Origin of the sequence: Campylobacter sp., from assembly GCF_019423325.1 — a bacterium.
In the GTDB taxonomy this organism is placed as follows: domain Bacteria; phylum Campylobacterota; class Campylobacteria; order Campylobacterales; family Campylobacteraceae; genus Campylobacter_B.
Genome location: NZ_JAHZBQ010000001.1, coordinates 55,208 through 72,041, shown reverse-complemented (window position 1 = coordinate 72,041; position 16,834 = coordinate 55,208). Strand labels below are relative to the sequence as shown.

Here is a 16,834-nt window from a genome sequence, read left to right as displayed (position 1 = left end):
GCGTCGGAACGTCTATTTAAATTCTAAGCGGTTTGCTGCGCGCCGGTATTACAAACGACGCCGCACTTTTTAAAATTTCGCTTTTAAATTTTAAAAAGCGTAAGTTCAGCTTTGAAATTTTACTTTTAAATTTTAGCCCGCGCTTTGCGCTTAAATTTCAAACGCAGATCGCATAAAATTTATGGCTCGCGTACGGAAGCTCGTCGCATAGCCGCACCGCTACAGCAGAAATATTTCCGCGCCAAGACGCGGTGCTATTCTGCGCCGTGCTCTGCTCGCCACGGCGCGTTATATTCGCTGCCGCACTGCCCGTCTTGGCGCCGCAATAATACGGTGCGCGGTGGCACCCTCTTTGCGCTACGCTTGCTTACTGCGTCGCTATTTACGATATCCGTTGCCGTCTTTTGGCAGCGCCGCAATGACACCGCACGCCGTTGCGGCTTTATTTTGCGCTACCTGCGCCGCGCTATTCTCCGCGCTGCTGTTTTGCCGCACACTGCGCCGCTTCGAAATTTATCTTAAATTTTAAAAGCGCTTCGATGCCATGCGAAATCTAAATTTTGCCGCTTTAAAATTTAAACTTTGCGATTAAATTTAATTTAAGTCGCGCGGAAAAACCGCGATCAGCAAGCGGCATAAAATAAAATTTAATCGCAAAGCCGCGCCACAAGAAAAATCTAAAACATTAAAATTTCAAAACTGACGCTACGCGACAAAGCCTCGCGCAGAAACCGACAAAATTTAAAGCCTTGCTCGCGCATTCCGCCGCTAAATTTAAAAGACGAAATTTCACGCCCAAATTCTGCGAGCATAAAATTTCAAAGCGCGATCGCGACTTAAAATTTAGCCGCAAGCCGTGCGAACGAAGCCAATGCCCACGCGGATTTCGCGAGCATTAGTCTATCGTAGCCTGCTCCTCTTTTTGCTTGTAGCTTTCGATAAAATCGCCCACGCGCATATCGTCGTAGCCCTCGATGCCTACGCCGCATTCGAAGCCTTTGGCGACTTCCTTGGCGTCGTCTTTGAAGCGCTTGAGCGAGCTGACGTTGCCCTCGAAAACGATGACGCCCTCTCTGATGACGCGGATCTTCGCGCCGCGAGCGATGAGCCCGTCGGTAACCATGCAACCCGCGATCTGCCCGATCTTAGGCACGTTGATGACCTGGCGGATCTCGGCCTGGCCCAAGGCTTCCTCGCTGATGATCGGGCTCATAAGGCCGCCCAAAAGCGCCTTGATATCATCGATTAGATTGTAGATGACGTTGTAGGTCTTAATCTGCGCGCCGCGCTCCTTGGCAAGCTCTTTGATCTCGCCCGTAGGACGGACGTTGAAGCCCAAGATCACGCAGTTTTCGCTGGCGCTTGCTAAGGCGATGTCGTTTTGCGTGATACCGCCGATGCCGCTGTGGATGATATCTACCTTGACTTCGTCGTTGCGGAGCTTCTCAAGGCTTGCTTTGATAGCCTCCAACGAGCCCGCAACGTCGGCTTTGACGATCACAGGAAGGCTTTTTAGCGAGCCTTCGGCGATCTTGGCGCTTAGCTCGTCGATAGTGACCTTGGTCGATTTGCTAAGCTCTTTTTGGCGCTGATGCTCGTAAATTTTACTCGCGTACTCGCGCGCTTCCTTATCGCTTGAAACGCCGATCAACGTCTCGCCAGCGCCCGGAACCTCGCTAAGGCCTATGATGACGCCGCATTCGCCCGGTAAAATTTGCTTTAGCGCTCTACCCTTATCGTCGCTAAGCGCGCGCACCTTGCCGTATGCGATGCCTGCTACGACGGTGTCTCCGACGTGCAGAGTGCCGTTTTGCACGATGACGGTGGCAACGGCGCCGCGCCCTTTTTGAAGGGAACTTTCTATGATGGTTGCCTTAGCCTGCTTGCTAGGATCTGCCTTAAGCTCCAAAAGATCGGCTTGCAAAAGCACGATCTCTAATAAATTTTCGATCCCGTCGCCTGTTTTTGCGGAGATTGGCACGAACTCGTAGCTGCCGCCCCACTCGGTAGGCATGATATCAAGCTCTGCAAGCCCCGTTTTTACGAGATCGGGATTGGCGTTAGGCTTGTCCATCTTGTTTATCGCGATGATAATCGGCACGTTTGCGGCCTTGGCGTGCGCTATAGCCTCCTTAGTCTGAGGCTTGACGCCGTCGTCTGCCGCCACTACGATGATTACGATATCGGTAACCTCGGCTCCGCGCGCGCGCATCGAAGTAAAGGCCTCGTGACCCGGAGTGTCGATGAAGGTGATCTTCCTGCCGTTTTTCTCGACCATATACGCGCCTACGTGCTGCGTGATGCCGCCCGCTTCGCCGCTTGCTACGCGAGAGTTTCGGATATAATCGAGCAGGCTCGTTTTGCCGTGATCGACGTGTCCCATGATGGTAATGACAGGCGCTCTAGCGATTAAATTTTCTTCGCCTTCGCTGTCCTCGTAGGCCTTGATGTAATCAAACTCCTGCGCCTCATCGATGATATTTACCTCAATGCCGAATTCGCTTGCTAAAATTTCTATCGCGTCCTCGTCCAAAAAATCGTTTTTCGTCGTCATCATCCCAAGCGCAAATAGCTTGCCGATGATCTCGCTAGGCTGCTTTTTGATCTTATCGGCGAACTCATAGACGCGGATCTCTTTTGGGATATTTACAGAACTTACGATTTCGCTACCCTGCTCGCGAGGGGCTTTTTTATGCTTTTTGCGACCGCCGCGACTTATACCGCCCTCACTGCTGAAAATTTGATTCTGCGAGGCGCGATAAATATTAGGTTGGTTTTTACTTTTGGTGCGGTTTTCGGTTTGGATCGGTTTGACGGTGAAATCTGGCATTACCACGACGTCTTCGTCCTCAATGACGATATCCGCCATCTCGTGATCAGGAATGATGTCGATTTTAAGGGCATCTTCTTTTTTAGCCGCGGGGGCTTTTTTCTTTTCGATCTTTTTCTTTTTCAAATTTAGTTCGGCATTTGAAAAGATCGCCTCTAGGCTCGCACTTATCTTTTCGCGCCTAGGCTCGGTCCTATCTTGTGCCGCCGGGACCTGAACTTCCTTTTTCTTTTTTACGATGACTAAGCCGCGGCGCTTTTGCAGGCTCTCGCTAGCGATGCTATCGCCGCTGTTTATCTGCACCGAAGCAGGCTTTGAAGCGGCGTTTTGCTTCTCCTCTTTCTCCTGCGGGGTGGAGGAAATTTCTTCTTTTTGATTTTGAGATTTTTCGGTTTTTATCTCAGGCTCTTGCGTACGCGCTTTTTCGTCGCTAGGCTCTTTGGCGCTCTGCGCTGACTCTTTGGATTCGGAAGCTTTTAAGCTTTCCGCCTTTTTAGGGCTCTCTTTTTTAGCGGTTTTTTTAGTTTCACTCTGTTTTTTAGCGGGCTTATTCTCGTCTTCTTGCGCTTTTTCGGAGCTTTTCTTTGCGGGCTTTGACTTTTTCCCCGGCAAAATTCCCGTCTGAATATAATCATAAATAGCGGCAGCTTCCTCTTCGCTTACTTTATTCGACGCGGTTTTTACCTTTTTAAAGCCCATCTCCTGCGCTTTTTCGATTATCTCTTTGCTTGCGTATCCAAGCTCGTCCGCGATATCTTTAATCAGAACACCCATTTAAAACCCTCTCCTTGATATGTCCCAAATCTGCGCTAGACGCAAATTTAGATAGATATTTTGAAATTTTCTCTTTTTGATTTATGCAACCGTCGCAAATATAAAATTGTCTGTTTGAGCTTATATTTTTAAAATTTTGCAAAAAGGCGTGGAGTTCGCGCTTGGCGAAGCGCCCCTTGCAAATAACGCACATCCTAATCGGTTCGCTCATGCGATTATATCTTTATTTTTCTTAGTCAATATTAAAGCCGCCGTTGTCGATCTCTAAAATTTCGACGCGGAAGTTTTGAAAATTTTCGCTAAGGCAGGCTTTAAGCTTTGCGGCGTCGGATCTGTAGGCTAAATTTAAAAAGCTTGAGCCGCTTCCCGAGAGCGAGCTCATAAGCGCGCCGTTATCATAGGCGATCTCGCGCACCCCAAAAAGCTGCGGAAGCACGCCCATGCGCATCTGCTCGTGCATCTTATCGATACAGGCATAGCGCAAGCTGTCGTAGTCGCGTCGCATAAAGCAAGCACTCAGAAACGCCGCGTGCGAGAGGTTGCTAACGCAATCTTTGATCGAAAAGCTCTTAGGCAGCTTGCCGCGAGATTCGTTCGTAGGCATCGGCGTATCGGGAATGACAACGACCGCTTGCAGATCTTGCGAAATTTCGCATTTTTGCGTGCGAACCGTCTTGCCGTCCACGACGCTGCTGACAAAGCCGCCGAGCGTTGCGGGCGCGATATTATCGGGGTGATTTTCATATTCCAGCGCCGTGTTTAAAATTTTAGCGCGATCGATCTCAAAGCCGCAAACTTTATAAGCGCTTGCGATAGCGCCTACGATCACAGCCGAGCTGCTACCTAGCCCACGCGAAAACGGGATGTTGTTGTGAAAGGCGAATTTAAAATTTAACTCTTGCCCGCCGCCTAGTTTTCTGTAAATTTCATTAAAAATATTCAAAAAAGCGTTGCCCTTCTTAAGCCACGCTCTGTCGCTACCCTCGCCGCTAAGCGATACGCAAAAAAACTTCTGCTCGGTAATTTCTACTTCGTTAAATAGCCCTAGGCTAAGGCCGAGCGCGTCGAAACCGGGGCCTAAATTTGCACTCGTCGCAGGAATTCTTATAATCAAGCTCTCTCCTAAACCGCTTCTATGATGTAATTTGGAAGTATATCATCGCTTTTATTTAAAACCGATAAATCCTGCGGCAAAGATAGCGCGGCGGGGGCGCATTTTTTCATCCTGATTTCGCCGCGTTCGTAAACGTAGCTGAAGTTTTTGTTCGCTCTGATCGGCCCGAAGCCGCTTAGCTCAAAGCCGCTGATCGCGTACAGCGGCACATCAAGAGCGATGCTAAGCGTGCGCAAGATCACGTAGCTTACCTTCACGCCCATAAAGCTGCCGGGAGTATTTGCGTAAATGAGCTCTTTGATCTTATAAGTTTTTAGAATTTCGCTAAATTTGCAGATCAGGAAGTTATCGGCTTTTTCGCCCTCATTGCTTTTAAATTCCGCTATCTTGGCGCCACTTTCATACACGCCGAGCAAGCATGGAGCGCTAAGGGCGGCAATTAGAATTTCAACCTCTTTGATTTTACAGCCTTAAGCAAAGACTTTTTGATATTCGCGCACAACCTCGGCGGTAAGATCTACTAGCTCTAAATTTTTAGTGTCGGCTAAAATCGCCAAAGTGAGCTTATGATTTAGATCGTGGCTTCCCGCAAACGCCGTATAATCGCCCAAAATCGGAGCGCCTACGAGCGCAAGATCGCCGATCGCGTCTAAAATTTTATGGCGAACGAACTCGTTTTCAAAACGCAAACCCTCGGGGTTTAAAATTTTGTTCTCATCGATTACGACGGCATTTTCTAAGCTGCCGCCTAGAGCTAGACCCATGGAACGTAGCGCTTGCACATCTTTCAAAAAACCAAAAGTTCTGGCGCGCGAAATTTCTTTAAGATAGACTTTTTTGCTAAATTCAAAAACATAGTGCTGAGTGCCGATGAGCGGATGGCTAAATTTAATTGTATAATCAAATTTAGGGCTCTTGCTCGGGCTTAGCCGTACGAGCTTATCTCCCTCGCGAATCTCCACGGCACGCTTGATGATGAGAGCTTTTTTATTTGCGTCGAGCTCTCTTACGCCCGCTTCGTCCAAAAGCATACAAAAGCTCGCCGAACTTCCGTCCATTACAGGAATTTCATTAGCATCGACGATGATACGGATATTATCGATACCATAGGCATTAATGGCGCTCATTAGATGCTCTATTGTTGATATATAGCCCTTCTCATTTCCTACGACGGTCGCCATCTGCGTATTTATGACGTTTTTTGGCTCGGCTTTAAAACTAACGCCAAGATCACTTCTATAAAATACGATTCCACTGCCCGCCTCTAAAGGCTCTAACGTAAGTCTGATAGGCTCACCTTTGTGCAGCCCGATGCCGACGTTATGGACCTTCTTAGCTATCGTTGTCTGTCTCATTTCTATCCTCGTTTTCATTAACCCGCGCATTATAGCGAAAATTTTAAAATTTACTTACCTTTTTCTATTACTTTTTTGGACGATTCTAAGACATCGGTAATGTTATCTTTCATCCACTTAGGATCCATCCACTCCTCGGGTCTTACGTCCACGCCCTGAACTACGATACCAAAATGCAGATGATCTCCGAAAGCAAAGCCGCTTGAGCCCGTCTGTGCTAGAATGTCGCCCGGCTTTACGTCGCTGCCCACACTTAGCTGCGTCGCCGAGCAGTGTCCGTATATGCCGTATAATCCGAAGCCGTAGTAAATTCCTAAATTTAATCCGAAAATTCCATTTTCCTGCGCAAAAACTACCTTGCCATAGTTGCTCTCTTTGATATCGGCGTTTGCAACGCTTGCTAGATCGAGCCCCATATGCCATGACTCGCTTACTTGTTCGTCGTTCATAAAAAATATCCGATGATCGGCAAAGCTTGCTACCGCTGCGCCTTTAGCAAGCGGATAAAAAGGCTTTAGCTCAAATCCATTTATTTTATCCTCGTGCACCGCGCTAGTAGCAGCGTGCAGATCATCTCCGTTTTTCTTACGCAAAGTTTCATTTACGAATTTAAATTTTTCCAGATCGCTCATCGAGTTAAAATTCTGCGCGTATTGGCTAGCCAGATCGCTTACCTTGCCGTTAATAAAACCCGGATTTAGCTTGATAGTAGAGACTTTATATTTTTTGTCCTGATAAAAATATTTGATCTGCGAAATGCTTTCATTGCCTGCACGATCAGTGGCGACCGCTTCTGCGCGAAATTCCTCCAAATTTGCAGGCCACGCTACGAGAGACGCATAATAGCCCTCTTTTACAAAAGGAATTGCTTTAAAAATTTTGCCATAGTTGGTTTTGACATAGACTTCGTTTAGGCGCTCGTCTTTAGCTGAGAATACGACTACAGCGCTACCGCCTTTAGTGATTTTATAGGATTGATTGATGATATTTATGAGGGGCTTTTTGTCATCTATTATTATATTTGCCGTTTTTACGCTCTTATTTCCTTGCGCAAAATTCCACGAGCTAATGTCGTTTGCAAAAACCTCGAGCTTGTAGTTTTTATCTTTATTAAGCATCAAATTTTTAGGAAATTGCACGGCAAGCTCTAGCGTCGTTTGCGGAACGTTCAGCTCCTCATTTAGTAGCGGTATCGTGCTGGCTCCGTCATTTAAGTTTACGCGGACAAGCTTAATGCCGGTATCGTCTGAAATTTTAATCTTTAAAGGCGAGGTTAAATTCCAATAAATTTCATTTTCCAGCGCAATTTGCGGAGGATTTTTTTCAAATTTCGGCGAGGTGAAAATTCTAAAAATTCCATAAACCAAAGCGCATATTATAATAAGAAATATTAAAATTTTAAGCTTCGTTCCATTGCCATTTCTACGCATAAAAGAGCCTTTGATATGATTTTAGAGCGCGATTTTACAAGCTTAACTTAAATTATCGGTAAAGCGAGGCAAAATTTAACGCAAATGTTTAGCGATTTACGAGGCGAATTTCAGATTTTAAATTCTAGCAATTTTAGAATCTCAAAAATTTATGAGCTTTAAAATTCAGTGACGCGCTAGATCCTATGCAGTGAAATTCCGCGCGCGACAAAGCGGCGTTTATCGTCTATATCGTAATCTTTAAAATTTCAATATTAGAATTTCTTTAAATTATGTTAATGGTTTGTATTGATTTTTTAGAATTCTTATACTTAAAATTTTACCATACGAATGGAATTTCAAACTATCTTGATAAATAAAATTCTAAAAAATTCAAAGCAAGCTATGCGTTTAAATTTCATCCTAAGCCGAGCGGAATTCCAATTAAAATTTAGCTCAAACCGCCTACAATAATTCGGCTGCAAATAAGCGCTACACAAAAAGCTAAAATTGCGAGCATTATTAAATAATTTAAGGCGTGCGGTAGAAAAATCTACGCACGCCACGGCGTTCGCAAGTCGTCGCTTTTAATTAAATCTAGCGCCGATGCTAAATTCGAAGCTATTTGTATCGTCGTGCGGTTTTTTATTAAGCGGCTTGACGAAGTATAACTGCAAAGGCCCCATCGGCGTCATCCACTCGATACCAGCACCCGTGCTGTAACGCTCCTCCTCATTCCAGTCATGATCGCCGATCATTCCGTAGTCAAAAAACGTTACAAAGCGCATTTTAAGCCTATCAACCACCGGAAAGCTTAGCTCAAAAGAGTTATTGAAGCTCTGCATGCCGCCTGTTTCGATATAGCGGCAATTATTTGCATTTAAGCAGATCTCTTTTTTCGGGATACTGCGACCTTCGTAGCCTCTAATGCTTTTCATTCCGCCTAGGAATAGCTTTTCGTTGATCGGGATCTTTTTATTACCTTCCCACATATAGCCCGTTGCAGCTTTGTATCTAAAGATAATGTCGTGATCGATATAATCTCGCAAGCCAAAGTAGTAGTTAAACGACCCTCGCGCCTTGGTGTAGTCCATATCGCCGCCAAGACCCGCGTATTCTAAGCTGGCACTTGCGATCATACCGCTTCTTGGCAAGTAATAATCATCGGTGCTGTTGTATGTAATAGACGGGATGATCGAGCTTTTTAAATTCTTGCCATCTAGATAGCCCGCTTTGGCGTAATATTCGTTTAAGCCCTTAATCTCGCTTTTTTCAAGATAATACGTAAGGCTTACATCGGTATTGCGTCCGATTTTGCGACCGCCCGTGATTGAAAATCCGTAAGATTTCTCATCGTAATCGTCCCAGTCGTAATCGTTGGCAAAGATCGATCCGCCCAAGCTATACTCAGAATCAAACACTCTAGGATTGGTTAAGCTCAAGCGTCCGCTTAACTGATCGTCGCTCTTTTCGACCGAAAATGCGCCGTGAAGACCGGTGCCAAATACGTTACGATCGCTGATACCGCCGCTAAGTAAAATTCCATCCTCGCTGCCATATCCGATACCACCCGTGATAGAGCCTGTAGGAGCTTCTTTGACTGCGACTTCAAGATCGATCTGATCGTTAGAAACGCGGTTTTCTTTAATCTCCACCTCATCGAAATACCCCGTGCGTTTTAAAGAATTTAATGAATCGTTGTAGTCGGTTTTGCTATATAAATTTCCCTCGGTCAGATACATCTCGCGGCGGATAACCTTATCCTCGGTCTTATCGTTACCCGAGATCGTTACGTTTCTAATATAGACTTTATCCTCTGGGATAACTTGATACGTGATAGCGACCGTGCGAGCTTCTTTGTCCTGCTTAGTCTTAGGCACGATACGCACATAGGCGTATCCCTGATCCGCGACTAAAGTCTCTAGCGTATTCATATCGCGGCGCAAACGCTCGGAATTCATTGTATCGCCCTTTTGAAGCTTGAAATCGTCCAAAACCTTTTCTTTATCAAGCTTGATTATATCTGCAGGATATTCGATATCTACGGAGCTTACGGTGTATTGCTCGCCCTCGCTGATATAGTAAGTAAGATCAGCAGTGTAATTATCCATATCAGCATTAAGTAGCGGCGCAGAAACCTGCGCATCTAAGTAGCCTTTTTTATAATATTCTTCTTGAATTCTATTTGCGTCGTTAGGAAGCTCGGCGGTTTTTACCTTGCCGTCGTTAAAGCCCCACATCCAGCCCAGCATCTCGCGTTCTTTATTGGCAACGGATGGCTCTATATCGTCATAGTCTAGCTTGTCCGCGCCTACTAAATTTACCTTATCGATGATGATATTTTCGCCGCGATTTACCTCGATCGTTAGCAAGATGACCGATTTATCGTCGTTTATCGGCTTTGGATAAAATTCCACCACGGTGTCAAAAAAGCCCTTGACTTCGTAGTATTGCTTGATGCGGGTCTCTGCTTTTTTAGCAGCCACCTCGTCGTAAACCTGACCCGGACGCAAGCCGATGAGCTCATTTATCTTATCGCGGTCGTTGGTAACTACGTTTTTGATCTCGACCTTGGCGATGGTCGGTTTTTCGGTTACGTTGATAGTGACCGCGCCGCCTTGTTCGCTGATATAAACGTCGCTGAAATAGCCCTGCTCAAATAGCTTCGAGATCGCAGCATTGGTGTTTTCGCCGTTAAGCTCATCGCCTACCTTAAGTCCTGAAATTTGCTGTGCGACCTGCGGAGAGAGATGCCTTAGCCCTTCAAATTTAATGGATTTGATCTGTGCGGCGCACGCCACGGAAATCCCGCCTACTAAGAGTAAAAAAACGCTTTTTTTCATAAAATTTTACCTAAAAACGAAAATAATTTGCGTATAATACCACATTAAAATTAAAACTTGCATATATCAAAAAGGAATTTTATGAAGATAGGAATTATCGGCCTGGGTCTCATCGGCGGCTCTCTTGGGCTATGTCTAAAAAGTACCAAAATAATTAGCGCCGTCTATGGCTGCGACATCAACCGCGAAAACGAAAAGGAAGCTCTGCGACTTGGGCTCGTGCATGAAATTTTAAGTCTGGAGCAGATGAAGCAAAGCTGTGACGCGATTTTTCTCGCAATCCCCGTGGAGGCAATTATTGAGACGTTGCAAAAACTAAGCGACTGCAGAAGTGAAACGACGATCATTGATCTGGGAAGCACGAAATTTAAAATTTTGCAAAACTGTCCTCCGCAGATCAGACGAAATTTCATCGCAGCTCACCCAATGGCTGGTACCGAAAACTCCGGCCCGCAAGCGGCATTTAAAGAGCTTTTAAACGGCGCAGTAGTCGTCATCTGCGACGATCACGGCGCGGATGAAGTGCATATCAAACGAGCGGTCGAAATTTTTTCGTTCGCGGGGATGAAGATCGTATTTATGGACGCAAAAAGCCACGATCACCACGTAGCGCTCATCTCGCACCTGCCGCATGCGATCAGCTACTCGCTCGTAAACAGCGTACTAAAAGAGGAAAATCGCCGCAATATCATAAATCTCGCAGGCGGTAGCTTCTCGGGCATGAGCCGTATCGCCAAAAGCTCGCCGCAGATGTGGGTCGATATTTTCAAACAAAACCGCACAAACCTGCTAGGCGCGATCGATGCTTTTAAAAACGAGCTTGAAATTTGCGTGCAGATGATTCGTGACGAGCGCTGGGACGAGCTTGAGGCGTGGATGTACGAAGCGCGCAAGCTAAGGGATATTATTTAAAATTTCAGCGCGACCTGACTGCGCGACGGGAGCTGCAAGAGCACGCCTTTAAATTCTAAAATTTCGCCTTCAAATAGCCTACGCAAATTTAAATTTTAATCCGCGCTATCCCGACACAAACTCAAAAATCTATGCACTCCTGCGTAAAAATTTTCTTTGAGGGAAACTCCAACGCGCAAAGCCTCGCCTTCTCGCCCCAGTGCTTTTTATAAACACAGCCCAGATCGATATTTGCGCTAAATTCCGTAATGACGGGTTTTTTCACCGGCGTGTGCCCGTAGACGTTAAAAATTCCATCATTCGCGCTATCATCTCCGCGCCCGCTTAGCACGTGAGCTGCGAAGCTTTTCGCACGCTCTGCATCGTGTCTAATCCCCCACGCGCGACCCACTGCGGAGTGCGATACGACGAGAGCGCGACCGCTTTCATCACACAAATCATACTCCAGGTAAATCGGCAGCCGCGAGACAAACCGCAGATGCTCCTTGCATTGCCTCACGCCTCCGTGACGATAATACGACGCTAGCGTCGCTTCACCGCCGTTATTAAATAGCCAGCTTTCATCCAAGCTAAAAAATGCGTAAGGATCGTTTGAGCTCGTAAATTTGCCCGTCTTTGCGCACCTTAGTGCAGTTTTTGCGTTGCCCACAAAGCGCTTTTCGTGATTGCCCATCACCGCGTCATATCCGCGAGTGCGCACAAATTCAACCACATCCGCACTCGCAGGACCTCGGTCGATCAGATCGCCCACGAAGCAAATTTTGCTATCAAATTTATGCGGCAGCTGCTCTATTAACGCCAAAAGCGATCTGTAGCAGCCGTGCACGTCGCCGATGATGTAGATATTTTGCATAATTTCTCCTTAAATTTTAACGCCCTCGCCTTTTAACGCGCGGGCTGTGATTGTAAGCGGTAGATAAAAGCTCTGCGCTAAATTTTAAAATTTCGCGCGCTAGGTTTTAGGTGAATAAACTTGTTTTAAGACTTCGGCTACCACGATCAGAGCTAAAACGTAAGCCGTGCAGATGCCGATTAATATATCGCCTCCATGTAATTCAAATGCCGCAGCGATCGTTATCCCCAAAAACGGCGATATTATCCAAATCGCCACGGTCGGCAAAAACAGATTGACGAAAAAATTCACAAGCTTATCAAAATCCTTTAGTTTTTCGGCAAGTATCGCGCAAATTCCGCAGAAAAATATCCAAAGAACTACAAAATATACACACCTTTCCTGCAACCATTCTGAAAGATAGCCATATCTATCGCTAAAGGCGACGAAAAATAGCTCTACTGACAAATCCACTAAAATTAAAACGCTTGTGAAGCAAAAACCCATCGAAAACGCGCAGGCTATAATTTTTAAAATAATCATCAGAGTTCCTAAAATGCTAAATTTAACTAAAAAATTCCTCGATCAGCCGAGTCATTTCGCTCTCGGTGGTGACGTGGTTGATCTGCTCGCGAAAGCTTGCGGCATTTTCTCGCCCTTTGGAGTATTCGTGCAGATGCTTGCAAAATATCGCTACGCCGCGCATGCCGTAGTGACTAAGCATTTGAGAAAAATGATAGAACACGACTTCCCTTTTTAGCGCGTCACTTGCCTGTTCGCCCGTTTTGATCTCGCGAAAGATCCACGGCCTGCCAATTACCGCGCGACCGATCATCAGCGCGTCTGCTCCGCTAAGGTCTCGCACTGCGGGCGCATTGGAGGAGTTTATGTCGCCGTTTGCGATCACGGGGATTTGCAGCGCGCGTTTGGCTCTCGCGATCGCGCCGTAATCCACTGCCGCGCTGTATCCGCCCGCTCTGGTACGTCCGTGAATAGCGATAAAATCAGCTCCTGCGTTTTGTACGGCGCGCGCGATATTTTCGATATCCACGGCGCTAAAGCCTAGCCGCACCTTCGCACTCGTAAATTTTTTGTTCGAATACTTTTTGATAGTCTCGACCAGGCGCGATAGACGGGGCAGATCAAGCAGCAGCGCCGAGCCGGCGCCCTGCTTTACGACCTTGGGGACGGGGCAGCCGCAGTTTAGATCGATGCCATCGATACCTTCAAATTTATTGATGAGCAAAACCGCCTTTTTGATGATCTCCGCATCGCTGCCTGCGATCTGCACGAAAAATGGGGTTTCGGCGGCGTTTTTTTCGAGCATCTTTAGCGTTTTTTCGCCCTCTAAAACAAGGGCATTTGCGCTTATCATCTCGCTTACGGTTGCGTCGCAGCCGAATTTTTTCACTACGCCCCGCAGCGGCGGATCCGAAAAGCCCGCCAAAGGCGCCAAAAATAGAGGATCCCTTTTAAAAAAATCTTTTGTCATTTTAAATTTCTCATTTTAATTTCGTTTGAATTTAAACCTTTAAATTTAACGCTGCAGCGCTTGCAGTGGGTTTTGCCACGAGCTTTAAAATTTTAAATTTCATAGGCTACGTATTCGCATTTAGGCGCGAATTTTATTTTTAAGATTGGCTAATTTGCATGGCGGCAAAACGGCAGCAAGAATGATCGCCACCAAATTTTATTTGCACGGCGAACCTGGCAAGCAGCTTTCAAAACGCCGCGCGGATTTTAAAATTTCAGCACTTTTATTCGGCTAACAAGTCTTGCGCTTTACGTTTAAATTCTAAATTTCATCGCGTAAATGCAAAATCCGTTTACGTGCGCACTACGCAAGCAAATCTTTTAAATTTTACCGCTTGTGCGCATTGATTTTTCGATAAATTTTGAAATTTCAAATTTGCGCGAGTTAAAATTTTATCCGCACTTTAAAATTTATCGCGCAGGCTGTGTTTAATAACCGCAAAGGGCTTAAAAGCAGCCCCTCTTACCCGCATAAAACGAACTCGTAAAATTACCGAGCTAAAATAACAGCGACGCAGGGACGTTTTTGCCGTTGTCTCGCAAAAATAGCAGAATTTTAAACTTCTCAAACTCGTCGCCGTCGGCAAGACTTAGCTGCTCTCTAAACTCGTCGATCATGCCAAGCTCATATAGCGCGTACAGATATGCCTCGGTCGCTTCTTGATTCTCGTTTTTGAGCCGCTCGAAAAAGGCTTTGTATTGCTCTGGAGCGAGATGATTTTTTAGCTTTTTAGCAAAGCCGATAAAATCCTGCTCGCTAAATTTTTCATTATTTACAAGATCAAAAAGTTCCTCGCTGCTGATCTCAAAGCTCGCGTCATTTACCGCGCGATCCACTAAAATATTTACCTCGGCTATATCTTGAGGAATTTTATAGGCCTTGATCTTATCGTAGCTTCCTTTGGCAAGCGCTACGGCATAGGCTTTTTTAGTGATATTTTCGCTATAAACGCCCTTAGTTTTTAAAATTTCATACGCATACGCAGGCTCGGCGTCGAGGCGATTGAGCTCATTTTGCAAAAATAGTCCGTTATCTTTAGGAAGTTTATATTTTCGCAGATCCGCCACTTCGCCGTTTTTAACCTTTTCAATAACACCTATGACCTCTTTTAGATCCTCATTTTTGACATCTATGCCGGTGCTATCGTACCACGGAGATAAAATTTTAGTAAGCTCGCTTGGGTCTTTAAAATACTCGGTTTTAAAGTCTTTATTGGTATCAAGACCCAGCAAAACCTCTTTACTCATCGCATCGTATGCGCTTAGATCCTTTGCGATCGCCCTTTTTGTGCGGTAAAACGCAAAGCTGTGAAAAACGATATGAAAAATCGCCAAAATCATATATAAAATTAGCGGCAGTACGATCCACACCGCCACAGGAAGCGTAAGCGTAAAACCGAAAAGCCCCAGTGTATAGCTACTGCTTTGCTGCGTAAAAACTAAAATCGCGACGATTGCGATATAGACGATCGAATATAAAAAGAATTGCTTGGTTTTCATAGCTAACTCCTATTTTGCTTTTCCGCCTGTTCCTTGCACGAAATGCACAATCTTGCCTCCGGATTTACTTTAAGACGCTCTAAGCTTATCTGCTCGCCGCAGCTCTCGCAAAGCCCATAAGTGCCGTTTTCGATACGTTTAAGCGCGCTTTCAATCTCTAAAAACGCCTTTTGTTGATTAACATTGAGCGAGTATTCGATGCTTAAATCCGTATTCATACTCGCTACGTCAAAATCATCCGCAGCTTTATTTTCGCGCAATTCCGAAATTTCATTTACAGAGCTATTAATATTGGCGATGAGTTGCTCTCTTTTTTCTTCTAGAATTTTCTTGTAAAATTTCAACTCGTTTTTCTTCATTATTTCCCTTTATTTGTGATATGGATGGTTTGCGTTAATGCACAATGCGCGAAAAATTTGCTCAAAGAGCAAAAGTTTAGCGATTTTGTGCGCTAACGTAAGCCTGCTAAGACTGATTATTTTATCGGCTTTTGCCTTAAAATTTTCACTAAGCCCATAAGCGCCACCGATGAAAAACGACACGGCGCTTTTATCCTTTAGCATACTCGCAAATTCCACACTATCTAGCTCCTGCCCGCGCTCATCCAGAGCAACGACGTATCCGCTAAGACGCGGTAGATAAGCTTCATCATACGCCTTAAGCGCTAGCTCAGCAGATGTGCTTTGTGCGCGAGCGATATTAGCATTAAAAAACGTCTCATCTCGCACCGCGGCAAATTTAGCCGCCATTTTTTTATAATCGCTTATCGCGCCTGCGAACTCGTCTGTGCCCTTTTGGATGGAATTTACCGTTATCTGCACTACTCTTCGCTTCCCTCTTCGTGTAGCGACTTATCGCTCGTGTCATCGATCTGCACGGCGTTTTTGCTAAGCACGTTGATTATATCGCTTAAATACTGTCTCATCTCAGCTCTAGGCACGATCGCATCAATTAATCCGTGCTCGAGCAGAAATTCCGATCTTTGAAAGCCCTCCGGCAGATCCGCGCCTATGGTTTGCTTGATAACGCGCTGTCCGGCAAAGCCGATAAGGGCGCCGGGCTCTGCGATGATGATATCTCCCAGCCATGCAAACGACGCGCTTACGCCGCCCATCGTAGGATCGGTAAGAACGGAGATGAAAGGAATTTTATGCTCGGATAAAATTTTAAGCGCGGCAGAGGTTTTACTCATCTGCATCAGCGAAAAGGTGCTTTCTTGCATCCTAGCACCACCGCTTGCACTTACGATGATTAGCGGCTCGTTTTTATCGAGGCTGCGCTTTACGGCACGCACGATCTTTTCGCCCTCCACGGAGCCCAGGCTTCCGCCCATGAAGTTAAAATCAAACACCACGAGCTGAATTTTTTGGCGACTTATGGCGCCCTCGCCCGCGATCACTGCGCTAAGCCTACCTGTTTTTTCCTTGCTCTCGGAGATGCGCTTTTTGTAGGATTTTTTATCGACGAATTTTAGCGGATCGACGGGCTGTAAATTTTGATCGTACTCCACGAACGAGCCTTCGTCGCAGATCAGATCGATGCGAGCCTGCGCGTCAAAACGAAGGTGATAGTTGCACTTGGGGCAAACGCTATGATTTTGCTCGACCTCTTTACTATACATCAGTGCGCCGCAGCCCGGGCACTTTATCCAGTGCGTAGGAGCTTCGCTCGGCGCAGGCTGTGTTCTACGTATTTTTGAAAATAGATCTCCAAAATTCATATGATTTCCTTT

Annotated in this window: 15 protein-coding genes; 1 reads left to right on the top strand and 14 read right to left on the bottom strand. The window is 45.9% G+C overall.

The features are described 5' to 3' along the window. Nucleotides 1-895: 895 nt before the first annotated feature. The 7 genes from infB to bamA form a co-directional block, all read right to left on the bottom strand. Entirely contained in the window at nucleotides 896-3,604 is a 2,709-nt protein-coding gene (gene infB, locus QZ367_RS00370; RefSeq protein WP_291935759.1) for a translation initiation factor IF-2, read from the bottom strand. Further along, nucleotides 3,588-3,815, bottom strand: coding sequence for a hypothetical protein (locus QZ367_RS00365; protein WP_040304108.1), 228 nt, complete (start codon nucleotides 3,813-3,815; stop codon nucleotides 3,588-3,590). The genes infB and QZ367_RS00365 overlap by 17 nt, the downstream gene beginning before the upstream one ends. 21 nt (nucleotides 3,816-3,836) lie before the next feature. Then, the gene (gene thrB, locus QZ367_RS00360) at nucleotides 3,837-4,718 is read right to left on the bottom strand and encodes a homoserine kinase (protein WP_291935749.1); all 882 of its coding nucleotides are present in this window, start codon (nucleotides 4,716-4,718) and stop codon (nucleotides 3,837-3,839) included. Nucleotides 4,719-4,726: 8 nt separating this feature from the next. Beyond that, nucleotides 4,727-5,125 (bottom strand): glycoprotease, encoded by a 399-nt coding sequence (locus tag QZ367_RS00355; RefSeq protein ID WP_291935744.1) that lies wholly within the window; start codon nucleotides 5,123-5,125, stop codon nucleotides 4,727-4,729. A gap of 63 nt (nucleotides 5,126-5,188) precedes the next feature. Beyond that, nucleotides 5,189-6,073, bottom strand: coding sequence for a UDP-3-O-acyl-N-acetylglucosamine deacetylase (lpxC, locus tag QZ367_RS00350; RefSeq protein WP_291935742.1), 885 nt, complete (start codon nucleotides 6,071-6,073; stop codon nucleotides 5,189-5,191). Between the two features lie 50 nt (nucleotides 6,074-6,123). Continuing rightward, nucleotides 6,124-7,503, bottom strand: coding sequence for a M23 family metallopeptidase (locus QZ367_RS00345; RefSeq protein WP_291935738.1), 1,380 nt, complete (start codon nucleotides 7,501-7,503; stop codon nucleotides 6,124-6,126). A gap of 566 nt (nucleotides 7,504-8,069) precedes the next feature. Continuing rightward, nucleotides 8,070-10,325 carry an outer membrane protein assembly factor BamA gene (gene bamA / locus QZ367_RS00340; protein ID WP_291935735.1) on the bottom strand — a complete coding sequence of 752 codons (2,256 nt, stop codon included), beginning with the start codon at nucleotides 10,323-10,325 and terminating at the stop codon, nucleotides 8,070-8,072. A gap of 81 nt (nucleotides 10,326-10,406) precedes the next feature. Here bamA and QZ367_RS00335 point away from each other — a divergent pair, with 81 nt between their 5' ends. Next, nucleotides 10,407-11,237 carry a prephenate dehydrogenase gene (locus tag QZ367_RS00335; RefSeq protein ID WP_291935731.1) on the top strand — a complete coding sequence of 277 codons (831 nt, stop codon included), beginning with the start codon at nucleotides 10,407-10,409 and terminating at the stop codon, nucleotides 11,235-11,237. Between the two features lie 121 nt (nucleotides 11,238-11,358). On the opposite strand, the gene QZ367_RS00330 is transcribed toward QZ367_RS00335, so the two are convergent. The 7 genes from QZ367_RS00330 to accD form a co-directional block, all read right to left on the bottom strand. Continuing rightward, nucleotides 11,359-12,090, bottom strand: coding sequence for a metallophosphoesterase (locus QZ367_RS00330; RefSeq protein ID WP_291935728.1), 732 nt, complete (start codon nucleotides 12,088-12,090; stop codon nucleotides 11,359-11,361). Between the two features lie 99 nt (nucleotides 12,091-12,189). Further along, nucleotides 12,190-12,612 (bottom strand): hypothetical protein, encoded by a 423-nt coding sequence (locus tag QZ367_RS00325; RefSeq protein WP_291935726.1) that lies wholly within the window; start codon nucleotides 12,610-12,612, stop codon nucleotides 12,190-12,192. A 22-nt stretch (nucleotides 12,613-12,634) separates the two neighbouring features. Continuing rightward, nucleotides 12,635-13,561 (bottom strand): tRNA-dihydrouridine synthase family protein, encoded by a 927-nt coding sequence (locus tag QZ367_RS00320; RefSeq protein ID WP_291935723.1) that lies wholly within the window; start codon nucleotides 13,559-13,561, stop codon nucleotides 12,635-12,637. A 539-nt stretch (nucleotides 13,562-14,100) separates the two neighbouring features. After that, nucleotides 14,101-15,102, bottom strand: coding sequence for a LapA family protein (locus QZ367_RS00315; protein ID WP_291935720.1), 1,002 nt, complete (start codon nucleotides 15,100-15,102; stop codon nucleotides 14,101-14,103). Between the two features lie 2 nt (nucleotides 15,103-15,104). Next, the gene (gene dksA, locus QZ367_RS00310; protein WP_005872423.1) at nucleotides 15,105-15,461 is read right to left on the bottom strand and encodes an RNA polymerase-binding protein DksA; all 357 of its coding nucleotides are present in this window, start codon (nucleotides 15,459-15,461) and stop codon (nucleotides 15,105-15,107) included. Nucleotides 15,462-15,470: 9 nt separating this feature from the next. After that, entirely contained in the window at nucleotides 15,471-15,923 is a 453-nt protein-coding gene (locus QZ367_RS00305; RefSeq protein ID WP_177388645.1) for a 23S rRNA (pseudouridine(1915)-N(3))-methyltransferase RlmH, read from the bottom strand. Further along, entirely contained in the window at nucleotides 15,923-16,822 is a 900-nt protein-coding gene (gene accD / locus QZ367_RS00300) for an acetyl-CoA carboxylase, carboxyltransferase subunit beta (protein ID WP_291935702.1), read from the bottom strand. Before accD ends, QZ367_RS00305 begins: the two co-directional genes overlap by 1 nt. Between the last annotated feature and the right edge of the window lie 12 nt (nucleotides 16,823-16,834).

Coding starts and splice junctions, on each gene's coding strand:
- QZ367_RS00320 (WP_291935723.1), bottom strand. CDS start 13,561: ATGACAAAAGATTTTTTTAAAAGGGATCCTCTATTTTTGGCGCCTTTG.
- bamA (WP_291935735.1), bottom strand. CDS start 10,325: ATGAAAAAAAGCGTTTTTTTACTCTTAGTAGGCGGGATTTCCGTGGCG.
- accD (WP_291935702.1), bottom strand. CDS start 16,822: ATGAATTTTGGAGATCTATTTTCAAAAATACGTAGAACACAGCCTGCG.
- QZ367_RS00315 (WP_291935720.1), bottom strand. CDS start 15,102: ATGAAAACCAAGCAATTCTTTTTATATTCGATCGTCTATATCGCAATC.
- infB (WP_291935759.1), bottom strand. CDS start 3,604: ATGGGTGTTCTGATTAAAGATATCGCGGACGAGCTTGGATACGCAAGC.
- QZ367_RS00325 (WP_291935726.1), bottom strand. CDS start 12,612: ATGATTATTTTAAAAATTATAGCCTGCGCGTTTTCGATGGGTTTTTGC.
- lpxC (WP_291935742.1), bottom strand. CDS start 6,073: ATGAGACAGACAACGATAGCTAAGAAGGTCCATAACGTCGGCATCGGG.
- QZ367_RS00345 (WP_291935738.1), bottom strand. CDS start 7,503: ATGCGTAGAAATGGCAATGGAACGAAGCTTAAAATTTTAATATTTCTT.
- dksA (WP_005872423.1), bottom strand. CDS start 15,461: ATGAAGAAAAACGAGTTGAAATTTTACAAGAAAATTCTAGAAGAAAAA.
- QZ367_RS00330 (WP_291935728.1), bottom strand. CDS start 12,090: ATGCAAAATATCTACATCATCGGCGACGTGCACGGCTGCTACAGATCG.
- QZ367_RS00335 (WP_291935731.1), top strand. CDS start 10,407: ATGAAGATAGGAATTATCGGCCTGGGTCTCATCGGCGGCTCTCTTGGG.
- QZ367_RS00365 (WP_040304108.1), bottom strand. CDS start 3,815: ATGAGCGAACCGATTAGGATGTGCGTTATTTGCAAGGGGCGCTTCGCC.